The organism is Botrimarina hoheduenensis (assembly GCF_007859815.1).
Taxonomy (GTDB): Bacteria; Planctomycetota; Planctomycetia; order Pirellulales; family Lacipirellulaceae; genus Botrimarina; species Botrimarina hoheduenensis.
This window is the reverse complement of record NZ_SJPH01000005.1, coordinates 86,751-102,337: the sequence shown is the minus strand read 5'-3', so window position 1 is coordinate 102,337 and position 15,587 is coordinate 86,751. Positions and strand designations below refer to the sequence as shown.

Below are 15,587 nucleotides of genomic sequence, written 5' to 3'. Positions count from 1 at the left end.
TGCCACACTAATTGCCAGGAGTTGGCAACAAAAGGTACGTGATCAATCTCATCTAATAGGGTTAATCCTTGATGGCGATACTGACAGAAAATCGTTCGGCGCTCGGCACGGCGTTGGCTGCTAGCGCGGTTGGCAAGCCCCGCCGCGTCCGCCGTCGTCCAACCGTTCGGGCTCGGGTCCTGTGGGTCGATGACGATCCCAATATCACAGCGGCCCTGTCGAGGCGGCTCTACCGCAAGGGAATTGAGCTTTGGCCCGCATCTGACGGCATGCAGGGGTATTGGTTTGCCGTGACACGTAAACCCGACATCATCGTCACCGACCTCCGCATGCCACGCTGGGATGGACGCGATCTGCTGGAGTGCTTGCTGGCCAACGGGATGACCACGGGTGTGCCTGTCGTCGTGGTAAGTGGTTATGTGACGCCAGCCGAGCGGAGTCGGTTGGAGCATCAAGGGGTTGCCGCGGTGCTGGATAAGCCGGTTGCGTGGCCGCTGTTGTGCAAGACTTTCGAGAGACTCTTAGTCGAATAGGAAAGCTCCTTGCGTCCGGCAGAATAACTTTCACGCTTTACGATTCAGTTTGGCTAGTTCCCTATGACAACACAAGTTATCGATCACGCTTTGGAAGCGGAGCTCGCCGAGCTCAATGCCGAGTTGATACGCCTTGAGGAATTGGATCCCGTGCCGCTATGCGATCCTGCAGGGATCGATTGGCGTGGCGTGGTTGATACCTCGAACGATGCTTTCTTGGCGGTCGATGCGGCGGGAGTCTTGATCGAGTGGAATGCCAACGCCGAGAGTCTCTTCGGTTGGTCACGGAGCGAAGTCGTAGGCCGATCCCTCGAAGAAACAATCCTGCCGGACGGCGTAACGGAAGGCGGGGTTGGCGGTCTGCGGGCACTAGCGGTCGATCCACGGAAGGGAAAGCGTCTGGAGATCACCACCCGTCGGCGTGACGGTAGCGACCTGCCCGCAGAGGTATCGGTAGCGACAATGCGACATGGATCGTCGTTTCTGTTTAACGTGTTCGTGCATGATATATCGGCACGCAGAGAGTTGCAGTCGCAGCTGGCTCACGCACAAAAGCTTGAATCAATCGGGCAACTATCCGCTGGTATAGCCCACGAGATCAACACGCCTACGCAGTACGTCGGAGACAATACCCGGTTTGTCCAGGAAGCGGTTGGCGACCTGATGGGAGTGCTTGCCGCGTTTGAATCGCTTGCCGCAGCGGTGCGTGCAGGAGTTGATACTTCTGAGGCGCTCGCGTCGGTAGAACAAGCCTCGGAAGCAGCTGACCTTGAGTATCTAAAGGAAGAGCTGGGGGAGGCGATCGGTCAGTCTCTGGAAGGCATCGAGCGCGTAACCACGATTGTTCGCGCGATGAAGGAGTTCTCTCACCCGGGAACAGCCACCAAGACGCGAATTGATTTGGCGGCAGCAATCCGCAACACCATTACCGTTGCGACGAACGAATGGAAGTACGTTGCGAAGATCGAGACCGACTTTGATGCAAGTCTTCCGCCGACGCCTTGTCTGCCCGGTGATTTCAATCAGGTTGTGCTCAATCTAATCGTCAATAGTGCGCACGCTATCAAGCAGTTGCGTGGAGCATCGGAAGAGAAAGGCGTCATTAGCGTAACGACACGCCGTGAGAATGACTACGCGGTGCTGACGATTGCGGATGATGGGTGCGGAATCCCTCCCGAGATCGTCGGGAAAGTGTTCGACCCCTTTTTCACCACCAAAGAAGTGGGGGTCGGGACCGGTCAGGGTCTCGCGATTGCTCGTTCGGTGATCGTCGATAAACACGGCGGCACCATCCATGTCGATACAAAGGTGGGACAAGGAACACGATTTACCATCCGTCTGCCACTCGATGTTGAATAAGAAGAACTGTCATGCGTCCAAGCTGCGTCTGTTGGTTTTGATGCGAATTCTTTAGTAAAGAGTTACTCCATGCCACGTTTGCTATTCGTCGATGACGAGCCTAATGTCCTTTCAGGCCTAAGGCGAATGCTGCGCTCTCACCGCTCCGAGTGGGAGATGGATTTTGTCGCCAGCGGCGCTGACGCGCTTCGATCTTTGGCCTTGCAATCTGCTCAAGTGGTGATCTCCGACATGCGCATGCCTGGCATGGATGGAGCCGAGCTGCTTTCACGGGTGCGAGACCTGTACCCCGAAACGGTACGGATTGTTCTCTCGGGGCATTCGGATCAAGAGCTCACGCTGCGCGCGGTGGGGCCGGCCCATCAGTACTTGGCAAAGCCATGCGATCCCGATCGGCTGACCGCGGCGATTCGCTCTGCCATGTTGCTCCACGATAGAGTTCGCTCACCCAAGGTTCGTTCGATCGTTGCCTCGGTCGATACCTTACCAACGCTTCCGGAGATTTATTTAGAACTTGTGGATGAAATGGCGAGCCCGAACGGCTCTTCTGAAACCGCTGGTCGCATCATCGCCCGTGATCTGGGTCTGTCTGCCAAGATCCTCAAGCTCGTGAATTCTTCGTTCTTTGGTTTGCCGGTCCGTGTGTCCGACGTTCCGCACGCCGTGGCCTTGCTGGGACTGGGCGTGATCCGTCCGCTTGTGCTATCGACGGGTGTCTTCAAACAGTTTGAGGGCTGCAAGCTTGGTGGGATTTCGCTTGCACGCTTGACCGCTCACTCGACACAGATAGCGGTCAAAGCGAAGCAGATCGCCGCGGACGAGTACGCTTGCATGTCGGCAGATCAAGCTAGTGATGTCTTTCTGGCAGGGCTGCTGCACGATGTCGGTCGCCTCGTGCTTGCGCAAGCCTACCCCAGTGAGTATGAAGCGCTTTGCCAGCAATCCATGACGGGCTCCGATGATTTGAGTTTGCTGGAAGAGAGCGAATTTGGTGCGAGTCATGCAGAAATTGGGGGGCACCTGATTCAGCTCTGGGGTCTTCCCGCTCCCTTGGTGGAAGCCGTAGCGCTGCATCATGCACCACTTAATGCCTCGGGGGTCGCCTTCTCATCGCTTACCGCGGTGCATGTCGCTGAGTGGGCTGCCGGTGAAGCAGAGGCAGACGAAGCCTATCTGCGAAGCTTGCAACTCAGCCATCAGCACACCTTTTGGGCACCTCAAGAAGCGCTCACAAGCACTTGACTGATTCAATTTGCTTCAACTTACAGTGAACTTCGAACTGAGGAGACCTTACGCATGACGACGACCCCTGAACGTGTGTTGCTGGTCGACGATGATCCTAACGTTCTCAAAGCCTATGAGCGACGACTGCGACGTCGTTTCGACGTCGAGACCGCGCTGTGCAGCGAAGAGGGAGTGACAGCCGTTAACTTCCTGGGACCGTTTGCTGTGATCGTTTCTGATATGGCGATGCCCCGCGAAAACGGTGCGGAGTTTCTCGTGCGCATGCACGAACTCTCTCCCGAGAGCGTTCGGATTATGCTCACGGGCAACGCCGATCAGCAGACAGCGGTGCAGGCGGTCAATCGAGCGCGGGTGTTCCGCTTTTTGAGCAAGCCTTGCCAAGCAGATGACCTGGAGGAAGCGATCGATGCGGGTATCCAGGAATACCGCCGAATCTGCGCTGAACGCGATCTAATGTCGCAAACTGTCCACGGCGTGGTTGCGATGCTCAGCAGAGTCCTATCGCTGACCAGTCCGATTGCCTTCGGGCGTGCGAATCGCTTGCGAGCGTTTGCCCGCGAACTGGGCGAAGCGGCCGAGATCGACAATGCTTGGGAATTGGAAATCGCCGCCGCGCTGTCCCAGCTCGGAGCGGTGGCGCTAACCGAGCAGACCCTCGCCAAAGTTGCCCAAGGGCAGCCGCTAACTGCTGCCGAGAGCGAACTGCTTAGCAAACAGTACGAGACAGCAGCGGAGTTGATTGCCGAAGCCCCGCGCCTCGATCAGATTGCCCGGGTCGTCGCCTTGCAGGCAACCGCTGCGCTACCTGCTACTGGCGACGATCCCGTTATGCTCCGCAACGCTAGCCTGCTCGCGATCGCGCTCGAATTCGATCATCTCACGGCCAATGCAGGTTGTGGGGCGATGGAGGCGGTTGATCGCTTGGCTACGGACAGTAAAAGCTACGATCCGCTCGCGATCAACGCCTTAAGAAAAGTTGTCGCGAAGCACGACGCACGACGCATCATCGACGTCGAGCTCAACGAACTGATCGATGGCATGCACCTTGTCGAAGATCTTAAGACAACTACCGGTATGGTTTTGGTAGCCAAGGGGCATGATGTAACGGCGTCGCTTCGCAGTCGACTAAAGAGCTATGCCGAAACGCACGAATTGCACTTGCCCATGAGAGTTGTTGTGTCTTCTGATCTTGCCGACGAGATCGAGTCTCGGCGGCTTGCTCTCTGCCCGTGAGCGATTATTGCCCGCTTGCAGTGTTGCCGATTTACCCCCCCTCTTTAGGAGAACGTACTGATGCCAGTTCCTGATGTCTTGCTGATCGATGACGATCCTAACCTCTTGCGCGCTCTGTGCCGCGCTATGCACGGTGAGCACTTTCGGCTGATCACGGCACGCAGTGCCGAAGAGGCTCTTACGGTGGTGAAATCACATCCCGTTGGAGTTATTGTGTGCGACGAACGCATGCCCGGACGGAGTGGCACGGAGTTTTGCTCTTGGGTCGCGGACCACTGCCCTGAGATCACAAGGATCGTAATGACCGGGCATCCGTCGGATGAGGTCGAGAGCCGAGCGATCGACCACGGTCGTGTCTTTCGCTTCTTCAGCAAGCCTTGCCGGGCCGAAGATCTGGCGTGGGCGATCCGTGAAGGACTGCTCATGTACGCCGAAGCCCGCGCCGGTAAATCCGACATGGCAGGCGTTTAGCTTGGAGGTACTTGGCGGTGAATTTCGCTGGGCTTCAACCGCTGAAGTAGACGTAAGCTGCAGCGATCAGACTGAGGATGATTCCCGAGGCGATAAGATCAAAAGTTGTCCAACTGGCGCGTGAGGCCTGTTTGTCGCTCTCGCTCAGCGAGCCGTAAGTAAGGCCCGCGAGCTGGGCTTCATCGGGCGGTGCGGTCGCGTAGCTGGCGAAAAACAGCACGGCTGTTGATACGAGAAAGATCGCCAAGCTGAAGTACTGAAAGTACATCTTATTGACGATGTAGTTCAGGCTGCCCGCCGTGTACCCGCTTTCGTAGCCCGCAAAACCTAGCGACACGGGCGTATCGACAGCCAGCTTCCAGAGTCCTAAAGCGAAGCCGACCAATAGCGCTGCCAAGCAGCCGCTGGCGTTAACGCGCTTAAAGAAAACACCACCAAAGAAGACAACAAAGATCGGTGGTGCCAGATAGGCCTGAACGCTTTGCAGGTAGCCGTACAAGCCTTCCGCGCTAGCGATGACCGGCACCCAAGCGAGCCCCAACAACACCATAACGGCGGTCGCAATGCGTCCGACGCTAACAATCTGCGACTGTGACGCCCCCGGCCGGAGTTTGCCGTACAGGTCGATCGTGAATACCGTGCTGCAAGCGTTGAACACGCCGGCGAGCGAACTCATCAGTGCTGAGAGCAGGCCGGCAACCACCACGCCGCGGACGCCAGCTGGTAGCACGCTCTTTACGAGCAGGGGGAACGCTGCTTGTGCCTGATCGCGGGCCACGCCGCCATCGGCTCCCAGGAGCGGCTCGAGTCCGGCGGTCTGTCCCTGCTTGGCCAGGGCGAACGCGATCATGCCGGGGATGATGAAGATAAACACGGGCAAGAGTTTCAGGAATGCCGCGAAGATGCTTCCGCGCCGTGCCTCGCGCTCGCCGGCAGCTCCGAGGACACGCTGGACGATGTATTGATCGGTGCACCAGTACCACAGCCCGATGATCGGGGCGCAGAAGAGCATTCCGACCCACGGGTACACGCCGTTATCAAAGTACCAAGCCGCGCGGGTTGGTTCTTGAATGGGTTCCCACGTTGCGGCGACCCCTTCGGGCATCAGCGGCTGCCAGAGATTAAACATCTCGGAACCACAAGTTGCGCGGAGCACCTCCCAACCACCGAGAGCTTGTAGACCGTACCAAGTTGCCAGGGCCGATCCGGCGATCAGCACGACGGTCTGAACGGCTTCGGTGTAGGCGACAGCCCGGAATCCGCCGAGCACCGTGTAGGCACCGGTTAGCAGGATCACCACCACCGAGCCGATCCAAAAGCTATCGATGACAGTCTGGCCGATAGAGAATTGCAGGTCAGGAAGCAGCGTACGGAAGACGATGCCGCCGGCGAAGATTCCCACGGCGATCTTCGTGAGCACGTAAGCCACTAGCGAGATCACCGCGAGCACCCACCGCGAGCTTGCGCTGAACCGTCGCTCGAGAAACTCGGGCATGGTGTAGACCATGGACCGCATATAGAACGGCACAAGCACCCAGCCCAGCACCAGCAGGCACCATGCGTGCAACTCATAGTGGGCAAAGATGACACCGTCCGTGGCACCCGAACCAGCAAGCCCAACGAGGTGCTCGGACCCGATGTTCGAGGCGAAGATCGATGCCCCAACGATCCACCAGCCCAGCCCCCGGCCCGCCAGAAAGTAGTCATCGGCCGTGTCGCGGCTCTGGCGAATCACCCACCAAGCGAGCAAACCCAGCAGGGTGAAGTAACTGGCAACCACCAACCAGTCGAGCGTTTCCATCAGCCAAGCTTTGATTGCGAGGGAATAGGCAAGAAAAGAGACCGCCGCAAGAACCGAAGAGTCTGAGGTCTCCTCGATTTGCACGAAACGGTGCGGGCTACGCATCGCGCGATGGCGACGATCTTATCAAGCTCCCCCGACGCTGTCTCCAGGCCCCGAGCCGCTGGAAAATCGCAAGGATTGTGCCAAAAGTTCCTTGCCGGCTAACGTTTTGGAGGTTTCTTCACCCGCAAATGGTGAGCACCTGCGCCGAGCGAGAGCGACAGCGAATCGACTCCGACGCTTGTGATCGTGCCGCCTACAATCTTGCTCTCCTGAGACGAAAGCCGACTTTCTCCGCCTTGTCTCAGCGAAGGGATATCGACTACCTGATTGTCGGCCTCTAGCAAAGCACCAGGGCACCAGGGGATGACTACCTCTGAAACAACACCGGCGGGCGTTTGAAGCGATAGCCGAAACTCGCTTTGATCCTGGGCCACATCGACTCGGATCTTTCCGCGGGGCGAATCGACAACGCACTCCAACTCGCGAAGTGGGCCCAGACTCGGAGCGATCCGGATCCGGCCGTAGCCAGGCTCGAGCGGATCGATGCCCGCTACGTACTGTGACAGCAGCGTTAAAGGACCGCCGCCCCAGGCGTGGTTATAGCTGCCACCGCCATAGCCCGCTTCGCCCACCCCCCAGCCTTCCCAGAGCGTTGTGACGGGGCTATCGATCATCGGGCGGTAACGCTCCTCCATTCGCAGCAACGCGCTATCGACATGGCCCAAACGCAAGAGCGCCTCGAGCACGTACTTTTCCATGTAGGGACTGGCGTGCTGGTTGGTGCTCAGCACTTCGGCGAGCGCTTCGGTGTGCTCGGGGGGGGCGAGACCCGCCACGACTGCCAGGGCATTGCCCCGATCGTCGAACGGCCCCTCATGCCGTGGCGACTTGTAGGCCGTGCCGGTCCAAAAGGTCTTGTTGAACGCCGACTTAAGACGCGCCCGCCGCTCGTCGATCCTGGGCAGGGCGGCCGAGTCGCCACAGAGTTGGGCCATGTTGCGCTGCCCCTCGAGCGCGAGGTAGTACCAAGCATTGTAGAGCAGCGGGAGATCTTTGTTCGTGCCCCAGTCGCCCCAGGTCCAGTCTCCCTGGCGCTGAACGACCAAGCCGTCGTCGCCGAGTTGCCAGAGCGCTAGGTAGCTTTTGACAGCCGGGTAGACCGCGACCATGGTGTCGCGGTCGCCGGTGTGGCGGTAATACTCCCAGAAGCCTTGCCTACCGACCGAGGCAAGCATCTGCATCGGCAGTTCGGAGTCGTAATTACCTGCAGGGACGGGGGCGTGCAAAACTCCGGTCGGTCGCTGCCAGCCGACGAGTTCCAGGATCGCCTTGCGTGCGAGGGTCGCGCATTGAGGGTCGAGGGCGTAAAACGCTTGCTGAAGTTCGAGGGTCACATCGCCCCACCATTGTGCGCGCTCGCGATCGGGACAGTCGGCAAAGTTGTCGCGCATCTCAAGATAGAGCGTGCGTTGCGCTTTTTTCCAAAGCGTGTTGAGCGCCGGCACGTTGCAGCGGAATGAACCCGTTAGCTGCGTATCAAATCCGCTCTCGCGATAGCGCAGGGCATGAATCTTGACGCCGGGGGGAATCGAGTAAACGACCGCATGGCCGTTCATCCATCCGAGCGACTCGTAAGCTTGCTTGCCTTCTCGGGTGGTGTACTCGCCCCGAACGCTGTTCTCGCTACCTCCTCGGTAGTTGTCAGTACGCAGATCGATCGTCAGCCCGGCGGGAGCCTCGATCTCCAAGGAGGGGGTCACCTGCGCGTTGTAAGGGAGCCTGGCCACGATCGGTTTCCCGTCCGAGATCCGGGGCAGATCGGCGGCGTTCTCATACTCTTGCAGCGTACTGAAGCGCAGCAGCGGCACGCCGCGTGGGATCAATTTGTTCCAAGGTGCAGCCGGAGGCGGCCCCATTTCGGAAGCCGCAACCCACTTGGAATCTCCTTCAGTGGGGGCCGTCTGCCAGTTGGCGAGCTCGAGCCGGGCGTCGAAGCCGATGTTCGACTCGGGCAAACGCCAATTGGGATGGGGTTCACCGGTTGATAGGTAGGCCGGATGGCGGCGGGCTCGCCAGCTTTTGTCGCTCAGAAGGGTCTTGGCACCAATCGCTCCGTCGAACAGCAGCCCTACCTGCCCCGAACTCTTGTGAGACATCCCTTCTTTGCCGAAGTGCCAAACCAGCACGGCGAGGGTGTTCTTACCGGCTCGAAACGCGCCGGTCAGATCGACATGGTCGTAGTACGTGTCACGCGGTGTCGGGCCCCGCTTTAGCTGTCCTTCAAAAACGCGCAGCTCACCGTTGATCCACAGCCAGTATTTGGAGTCGCACGCGATACGCGCGTGCGCCGGAGAGGCGGCGTCTGCGGCAGGCAGTTCGATCGTTTTCTGAAAGCACCACCAGCTGTTGGTTTCTGATTCCCCCGTGGGAGCAATCCAGTTGGCCTGCCACGGACCCTCCGCGGCATGGCTCTTGAAAGCCACGAGCAAGAAAGCGATGCACAGCGCCCGCGGGAGTTGAGACAATCGAAACATGCGGGCCATCGTCGATTTGTGCGTGTCGCACGGGGCGTGTCGCGTCAGCGGCTTTAAGAATCACCGACCTTTGCCGCGAAAAAGACGCGACGGCTAGCTAAACAGCACTCTAGTCGGCTGTTACCAGTACCCGCAGCTGATCGATCGACATGGTGCGGAAAAAAGCGGAAATCTCATGCCGGTCGGGACTAATCGTGATCCGATCGAAGTTCGGATCGGGATGGCTCTCTGAGCCGCGCTCGGGGTGCTGACAGCCGAGCGTCCACTTCGCGCCGAGCACGTCGTTCGTGGCGTTCAAACGATCGCTCTCGCACAGCACGCCAATAATCTTGCCGGGAAAACGAACCGAACCGCGCACTTCGTGCCGTTCTGAGGTGGGTGCCGAGTGGATCAGGTAGCTGTGAACGATCGTTCCCTCAGCCGCCACGGATCCCTCGCCGCTATGCGTCGAATGCGCGCCAACGCTCGACAGGTCTAAACGCAGGTCGTAAGGCAATCGCACCTCGTGCGCTTCAAGGAAGACCGCAGCCGAGTTATCGCGCGCGAAATGATCGATGCCGAGCGACTCGGGATGCTCGTCGATGAAGCGGAAGCGACCCGCGGTCTTGGGGCGGAGAACCCTATCGGAAGCGACCCCGTCGGCATCGACGCCCATCAGCTCGCCGGCATGCAGTTGCACCGGTTTGCTCGCGGCGGCGACCAGGTTGACGAATCCCTCGGTCACGTGGACCGACATGACGCCATTCGCGGCAGAAACCACGCGGAACCCCGTGCCCAGGTCGATGATACGGGCATTTTTACCGATCAGTTCAAAGCCGTGCCCGGCGGGGGGAATGTGGACGCTGACCGCACCGTAGTCGAGGTCAGCGGAGTTGTTGCCATTGGGGCGGAAGCGTGCGGGGCCGTCAATCGAAGCCATCACCCCGCCGCGCATCGCGAGACGGATTGAGCCGCTTTCCAGATCGATCCAGTCTTCGCCCAGCGTCTGACCGGGGGTGGGGTTGGCATTGCCAAGAAATTGAGCGTCACGAGCCGCGACGAGCGTCGCGATCGGGGGCGTGGTCCACCATGCCAAAGCCCCTCCAAACGCAATCAGCAGCGACGCCGCAACAAGCCAGCCCGCGTGGGCCATACTTTCTTGGGCGAGACGCCCCCACAGCGAGATACCCAAAGGATGCCGCCGCGTCGAAACTCGGGAGCTATTCGGTGATGAGGTTGTTGCGATGGCGAGGCTGTGCCGCGTATCGGCGGTAGCGATCGTTTCGCCCGAGTCGTCGAGGATCGTCAGACCGCACGAGCTCTCGATGAGCGATTCGGTAGCCAAGTACGCTGCGTAATCCGCGATGAGCGCGGGGTGCTTCTCCAGAAGTGTGCTGATCTCGTCGCCGGCTTGGTCTTCCAAGCCCTGGTCGATGGCGATCGACAGCAGCTGGCGCAGCCGAGCGCGGGCGGCGAGTTCGCCGCTGGCAGGCCCCGATGTCGGTAGCGCGGTCGCGGGTTCTTCGGCTCCACGCTTCAACGAGTCGCCAGAGTCAGTGGGCACAGGCTTGGTCATGGTCGCGAGAGTTCTCGTAAGCGACGCTCCACGCAGTCCACCAGTCCGGCACGAAGCCGATGGAGGACTGCTGAGATCGCGCCGGGGGTCTTCCCCATGGACTCGGCAATCGCGGCAACGCTACCACCGGGGCGGTAACGCTGCAGTAGTAGGTCGCGGTGTTCGCCGCTCAGCTTTCGCAGGCAGAGTTGGAGTGCTTCGGCTCGGTCTTCCAGGGCACCCGCTATTTTGGACGACTCCTCGGCGATCATCGCGAGCAAGTCGTCGCTAAAAAGGTGGCGATCCCGATAGCGGCGTCGGCGGTCGGCAAGCACCTCGTAGTAGGCAACACGTGCGGCCCAAGCGAAGAAGTCGGTTCCGTGGCGGAAATCCGCTTCTTTCTCCAGCAGCACAAGATTCGTTTGTTGAACAATGTCACGGGCACGCTCTCGGTCGAGGACCAGCGAAAGCGTATAGGCGAACAAGCGTTGCTGAGAATCGATGACGAGCATGACGAATTGGTCGTGCTGATCGATTGGCAGCGGCTTGCCGGCCTCGCGCTCGGAGGAACTCGACTCCTCGGGGTAGCTTGAATCCGTAACGCTGTCCTCGCGTTCTGCTCCGCGTTCCTCCACGTCGCCAGGGTCGTGCGTGCCGCCCGCCATGCCGACCCGTAAAACACCGAAGGAAAAGGGAACACCGCTCTGTCTGTCAGCCCGTGTCAGTCAGCCCGTGTCTGTCTGCCAGCCCAAGGAATTGGTCTGCCAGCCAGAGCCCTTGGCTGCAAGCCATTACTGCAGCGACGCACAGAGCGGTAGCGCGATTGATTACTAACTCCGCGGGGGGAGGCAATCTTACGCGGCTTTTGTCAAGCGAATCGATCGCAATCCTTGCCGGCCCGATCGAGCCAGGGCAATCTCGGCTTGCAACGTCGGAAAAAAGGGGTGGCTGACAGCGGAAAAGGGAGAAAAATCGAGTTGTCGCGTAAGAAGGCGGGGCGGCGAGGAGTTTCTCCAAGGCTTCCCGTCAGTGTGCCACACCGTGGCATGCGAGGGGCAGCCGACCGCTTTTCGCTCGCGAGCCCGGCCCGCAGGTAGACCCCCCTCGGCACGGGGCTCCTTGAGGGTCTCATCGGGGCAGATTGAGTTGTTTGCACGATCGCTATTCGAGCTATCCGGCGCAAAGCGTTCTGCCAAGAGGGCCGGAGCCCGCAACAGCTACGTGAGCAGGCAGCAACAGCTAAGCGAGCAGGATGGTGTGGCTGATCGGAACATCGGTTCACGTAGACAAATAGGGCCGCCTGAGGGGCGGTCAAATTCCGGCTAATCAGGCGATCGAAGCGTACCGACACCCAGCCGATCATCGCCCGAAGCAAGCCAGAAAGCGACAGTGTTATTAGCAGCCTTCTCCAACAAACAGCGATCCATGGACAGACGGTTCGAGAGAAGAGAACGCCCCGGCTTTACGCTCGTGGAGTTGCTCGTTGTCATCGCGATCATCGGGATACTTGTCGCGCTATTGCTACCCGCGGTGCAAGCCGCGCGCGAGGCGGCCCGGCGAAACAGCTGTCGCAATAATTTGCGGCAGCTAGGGATCGCAACCATGAACTATCACGACGTACGGAAGAGTTTTCCGCCAGGTATTTCTATCGACGACAACAAAACGCCCAGCGTCGGCTCGGATGACATTTACCATCCCTTTCTGATTTTCTTGATGCCGTACATCGAAGAGGGCGTTCGTTTCGAGCTCTATGATCTGAAGAAAACTTGGAATGCCCAGGATCTCGCGCTTCTCGATCAGTTGGGTTCACCGATAGGAATTTGGCAGTGTCCAAGCGACGAGCCGCAAAAAATGATTTCTACCGCCGCGGGCTCTGTAGGCTCTGTTCTCTTCGATGATGCGAAGGGGAACTATGGATTGAACTGGGGTACGGTTAACTACGCTGACCAATTTGACGACATCCGTCTAACTGGGGCACCGGGTGCCTTAAGCAATGAGAAGGACCGCAACCGCGCGCCCTTCGATCGGAATTTCGGTGCCCGGATTGGACAGATCACCGACGGGACGTCCAAAACGCTGGCCATGATGGAAATGCAGCAATCGCCCTCGGACGATCCGATTCGCGTGGATCGTCGGGCTCGCATCTGGAACGGCGAAGTCAGCGGTACTTACCAACTGATGACCGCGAAGAAACCCAACGACCAGGACAAGACGAGTGATAAGTCGGCCAGGTGCGTCAATCTGCCCGAGCTGAAGATGCCCTGCAGCAACGCTGCCGAGCTCAATGGAACGCTTACTAGCCGGAGCCGTCACTCGGGGGGAGTCAACGTTTTACTTTGTGATTCCTCCGTTCACTTTATTTCCGATGACATCGACGAGTTAGTTTGGCTGGGTGCTGCGACTCGCAATGGCGAAGAACTTAGCGGAGATTTTCCTTAAACGAGACAGCGCAAACGACTGAGGCGAAGCCACCCCGCCGATGGTTCCGCCCCGCCACCAAGACATGAGATAACCCCCCCACTCGACACCACCTCATCTGCCTTCAGGAACCCCCTATGATGTACCTCAAGCATTCCCTAGCAATCGGAGTCGCAGCCATCGGCTTGCTGCTCGCTAACGGCTCGGCAATCGCACAAACCGTGCTCTTTAGCGACTCGTTCAGTCGAGTTGCCGGCACACCTGACGAGAACGGTCAGAACGAAGGCGTTCCCAACCCGCTCGCTTCTACTTCATGGGGAGCTAACGATAACGCCCTGGGCGGCAACATTTCGCAGACCTACGAAATCGGTCCTGATATTCGTGCCGGCAATCGCCATCAATATGTGGATGGCGACCTGGCGCGCTTCCGTGCCGGCTGGGCCGAGATTCAACACGACTTTGCTGCCGACTCTAGAACCACGGCAGGCGGTGGCATCCGCATCGAGTTCGACGCGACGATCGCAGATCTTTCCGCCGGCTGGATGTCACTCTCAGTGGGTCAAACGAGCGCAGAATCGACCGATGTCGGGGACAACAACAGCGTCTTCTTGATGGTCGAAGATACCGTAGATTTCGGGGTCCTCTTTGGCGGTATCAACGGCGGAGGGGTTCCGACAATTCTCGAAATTTTTCGTCCGGGCGACGACCCCAATGCGTTTGTGCCCTCGTTCAGCGGCGACTGGGGCCAAGGGACCGATCCGAACGAAGAGCAGAGCTTCCGGATTGATATTGCCACCACCGGATTTGCAGTCGGTGGTACGTCAGCCCTGGCGAATATCTATGTCACCTCCAGCGTTCTGGGATCTCCGGTCACCCGCCACGTTCTAACCGATTACGCTTTCACTTGGGACAACGACGGAGAAGCCTACATCGGGTTCTCCTCGAACAAGGACCAGGGTTGCGGACCCGATTGCCAAGATCCGGATCAGGAAGTTCGCATCGATAACCTCGTTATCTCAACGCTGAATACAGTTCAGACCAACAACCCCGGCGACTTCAACGGCGACGGCAAGGTTGATAACGGCGACCTGAACCTGCTCTTGGGCAACTGGGGCTCGCCGAGCGTTCCCGCCGCTTGGGTTAACGGCTTCGTTACGCCGGTCGATAACGGTGAGCTCAATGCCCTCTTGGGCAACTGGGGCTTCGGTGTCGGCGTCGCTGTGCCCGAGCCCAGCGCCCTGATGCTCTCGCTGCTCGGTCTGGCGACCTGCGCGCGCCGGCGTCGCTGACTCGGTCAACCAAGCGCTTGCCGGCGGCGCGTTCCGCGCCTCCGGCCAGCTCGGTTTGATCGTCAACAAAAATCTCAACGGGAAGACGAAGAGGCCCGTCATCCTACCGCTTCACTTTCACTCAGCACCGTCTCTTTTCACCTGGAGTATTGACTAATGATCCGACTACTTTGTGCTTCGCTTACGCTCCTTGCCGCCCTGGCGGTTGGCTTGCCCGCCGATGCGACCGTTGTGTTTTCGGACTCGTTCGCTCGGACGGAAGGTTTTGACACCGATCCGTCCAACACGATGAACTTCTCGAGCTGGGGCGACAACGACAACGCACTGGGCGGCTCCGCCGTGCAGACCTATTCCATGGACACCAGCCGCGGCGGTGGCGCTCAGAACACGGTCAACGGTGCCGAGGGCGTCATCAAGAACGGTGCTGTCCAGATCAACACCGACTTTGCGGCCCTCGCGCCCATCGGCTTCACGGCAACGTTTGACTTCACCCGCACCACGGGTAACGGGTTTGTGGCGGTTGCACTGGGGCTCGACGACACGAATCAGATCGCTACCACCCCGGGCTTCAACGGTAACTCGTTCCTGTTCACCACGGCTGCCAATGGTGCCGACACTTCGGCCCTGTTCCGTCAGACCAACGCCCACCCGACCAACGGAACGCTCGAACTGCGTGACGATTTGGCGGCGGTTTCCCAGACGATTGACGCCTTCTACGCCAACCGCGAATCGACCCAGTCGGTCATTCTGACGGTCGACGCTCCGAGCGGTTACGGAGCCGGCGCGCCGGGCACGCTGACCGTTCAGATCGGCGCGATGACCGCCTCGCAGGCGTTTGTCTTTGATGGTTTGTCGAGCGGTTACCTGTCGATCTACAGCAACCAGACCGGCACACGCATCGATAATCTTGTGGTCACGGCGACCATCCCCGAGCCCACCAGCGCTGTGCTGGCCCTCGCTTTTGCGGGAGTGGCGACCCTGCGTCGTCGCGTCCGCTGATCGCGGCTTCTTGTCGCTAGCCGGCAAGGGGTTGAATACCGATGGTTCGGCCGCCGCGTGGGAAAACGCTCCCACGCGGCGGTTATGAGCCGCATCGTAGAAGCTGTCCTCGCTTGGCGGGGCGTG

12 protein-coding genes are annotated in these 15,587 nt (G+C 59.4%); 8 read left to right on the top strand and 4 right to left on the bottom strand.

All coding sequences use genetic code 11. The features are described from left to right. Positions 1-71 precede the first annotated feature (71 nt). From Pla111_RS12445 to Pla111_RS12425, 5 genes are all read left to right on the top strand, one after another. Entirely contained in the window at positions 72-533 is a 462-nt protein-coding gene (locus Pla111_RS12445; protein ID WP_146574776.1) for a response regulator, read from the top strand. 63 nt (positions 534-596) lie between these two features. Continuing rightward, a complete protein-coding gene (locus Pla111_RS12440; RefSeq protein ID WP_146574775.1) occupies positions 597-1,892 on the top strand; it encodes a two-component system sensor histidine kinase NtrB in 1,296 nt (431 codons plus the stop codon). A 69-nt stretch (positions 1,893-1,961) separates the two neighbouring features. Further along, positions 1,962-3,134, top strand: a complete 1,173-nt coding sequence (locus tag Pla111_RS12435) for a response regulator (RefSeq protein WP_146574774.1) — start codon at positions 1,962-1,964, stop codon at positions 3,132-3,134. Positions 3,135-3,188: 54 nt separating this feature from the next. Further along, the gene (locus Pla111_RS12430; RefSeq protein WP_146574773.1) at positions 3,189-4,370 is read left to right on the top strand and encodes a response regulator; all 1,182 of its coding nucleotides are present in this window, start codon (positions 3,189-3,191) and stop codon (positions 4,368-4,370) included. Between the two features lie 60 nt (positions 4,371-4,430). Next, the gene (locus Pla111_RS12425) at positions 4,431-4,841 is read left to right on the top strand and encodes a response regulator (protein ID WP_146574772.1); all 411 of its coding nucleotides are present in this window, start codon (positions 4,431-4,433) and stop codon (positions 4,839-4,841) included. A gap of 34 nt (positions 4,842-4,875) precedes the next feature. On the opposite strand, the gene Pla111_RS12420 is transcribed toward Pla111_RS12425, so the two are convergent. The 4 genes from Pla111_RS12420 to Pla111_RS12405 all read right to left on the bottom strand — a co-directional run bounded on the left by Pla111_RS12420 (position 4,876) and on the right by Pla111_RS12405 (position 11,420). Then, entirely contained in the window at positions 4,876-6,642 is a 1,767-nt protein-coding gene (locus Pla111_RS12420) for a sodium:solute symporter (RefSeq protein ID WP_146574846.1), read from the bottom strand. Positions 6,643-6,845: 203 nt separating this feature from the next. Continuing rightward, positions 6,846-9,221: an alpha-L-rhamnosidase-related protein gene (locus Pla111_RS12415; protein WP_146574771.1), complete on the bottom strand. Its 2,376-nt coding sequence runs from the start codon at positions 9,219-9,221 to the stop codon at positions 6,846-6,848. 109 nt (positions 9,222-9,330) lie between these two features. After that, the gene (locus Pla111_RS12410) at positions 9,331-10,776 is read right to left on the bottom strand and encodes a hypothetical protein (protein ID WP_146574770.1); all 1,446 of its coding nucleotides are present in this window, start codon (positions 10,774-10,776) and stop codon (positions 9,331-9,333) included. Further along, positions 10,773-11,420, bottom strand: a complete 648-nt coding sequence (locus tag Pla111_RS12405; protein ID WP_146574769.1) for a sigma-70 family RNA polymerase sigma factor — start codon at positions 11,418-11,420, stop codon at positions 10,773-10,775. Before Pla111_RS12405 ends, Pla111_RS12410 begins: the two co-directional genes overlap by 4 nt. An 805-nt stretch (positions 11,421-12,225) precedes the next feature. Here Pla111_RS12405 and Pla111_RS12400 point away from each other — a divergent pair. The 3 genes from Pla111_RS12400 (at position 12,226) to Pla111_RS12390 (ending at position 15,461) form a co-directional block, all read left to right on the top strand. Beyond that, on the top strand, positions 12,226-13,194 hold the full coding sequence (locus Pla111_RS12400) for a DUF1559 domain-containing protein (protein ID WP_197525000.1): 969 nt from the start codon (positions 12,226-12,228) through the stop codon (positions 13,192-13,194). Between the two features lie 116 nt (positions 13,195-13,310). Continuing rightward, the gene (locus Pla111_RS12395; protein ID WP_146574767.1) at positions 13,311-14,462 is read left to right on the top strand and encodes a PEP-CTERM sorting domain-containing protein; all 1,152 of its coding nucleotides are present in this window, start codon (positions 13,311-13,313) and stop codon (positions 14,460-14,462) included. Between the two features lie 156 nt (positions 14,463-14,618). Then, on the top strand, positions 14,619-15,461 hold the full coding sequence (locus tag Pla111_RS12390; RefSeq protein ID WP_146574766.1) for a hypothetical protein: 843 nt from the start codon (positions 14,619-14,621) through the stop codon (positions 15,459-15,461). The last annotated feature ends 126 nt before the right edge of the window (positions 15,462-15,587 follow it).

Coding starts and splice junctions, on each gene's coding strand:
- Pla111_RS12445 (WP_146574776.1), top strand. CDS start 72: ATGGCGATACTGACAGAAAATCGTTCGGCGCTCGGCACGGCGTTGGCT.
- Pla111_RS12440 (WP_146574775.1), top strand. CDS start 597: ATGACAACACAAGTTATCGATCACGCTTTGGAAGCGGAGCTCGCCGAG.
- Pla111_RS12435 (WP_146574774.1), top strand. CDS start 1,962: ATGCCACGTTTGCTATTCGTCGATGACGAGCCTAATGTCCTTTCAGGC.
- Pla111_RS12430 (WP_146574773.1), top strand. CDS start 3,189: ATGACGACGACCCCTGAACGTGTGTTGCTGGTCGACGATGATCCTAAC.
- Pla111_RS12425 (WP_146574772.1), top strand. CDS start 4,431: ATGCCAGTTCCTGATGTCTTGCTGATCGATGACGATCCTAACCTCTTG.
- Pla111_RS12420 (WP_146574846.1), bottom strand. CDS start 6,642: ATGGAAACGCTCGACTGGTTGGTGGTTGCCAGTTACTTCACCCTGCTG.
- Pla111_RS12415 (WP_146574771.1), bottom strand. CDS start 9,221: ATGTTTCGATTGTCTCAACTCCCGCGGGCGCTGTGCATCGCTTTCTTG.
- Pla111_RS12410 (WP_146574770.1), bottom strand. CDS start 10,776: ATGACCAAGCCTGTGCCCACTGACTCTGGCGACTCGTTGAAGCGTGGA.
- Pla111_RS12405 (WP_146574769.1), bottom strand. CDS start 11,420: ATGGCGGGCGGCACGCACGACCCTGGCGACGTGGAGGAACGCGGAGCA.
- Pla111_RS12395 (WP_146574767.1), top strand. CDS start 13,311: ATGATGTACCTCAAGCATTCCCTAGCAATCGGAGTCGCAGCCATCGGC.
- Pla111_RS12390 (WP_146574766.1), top strand. CDS start 14,619: ATGATCCGACTACTTTGTGCTTCGCTTACGCTCCTTGCCGCCCTGGCG.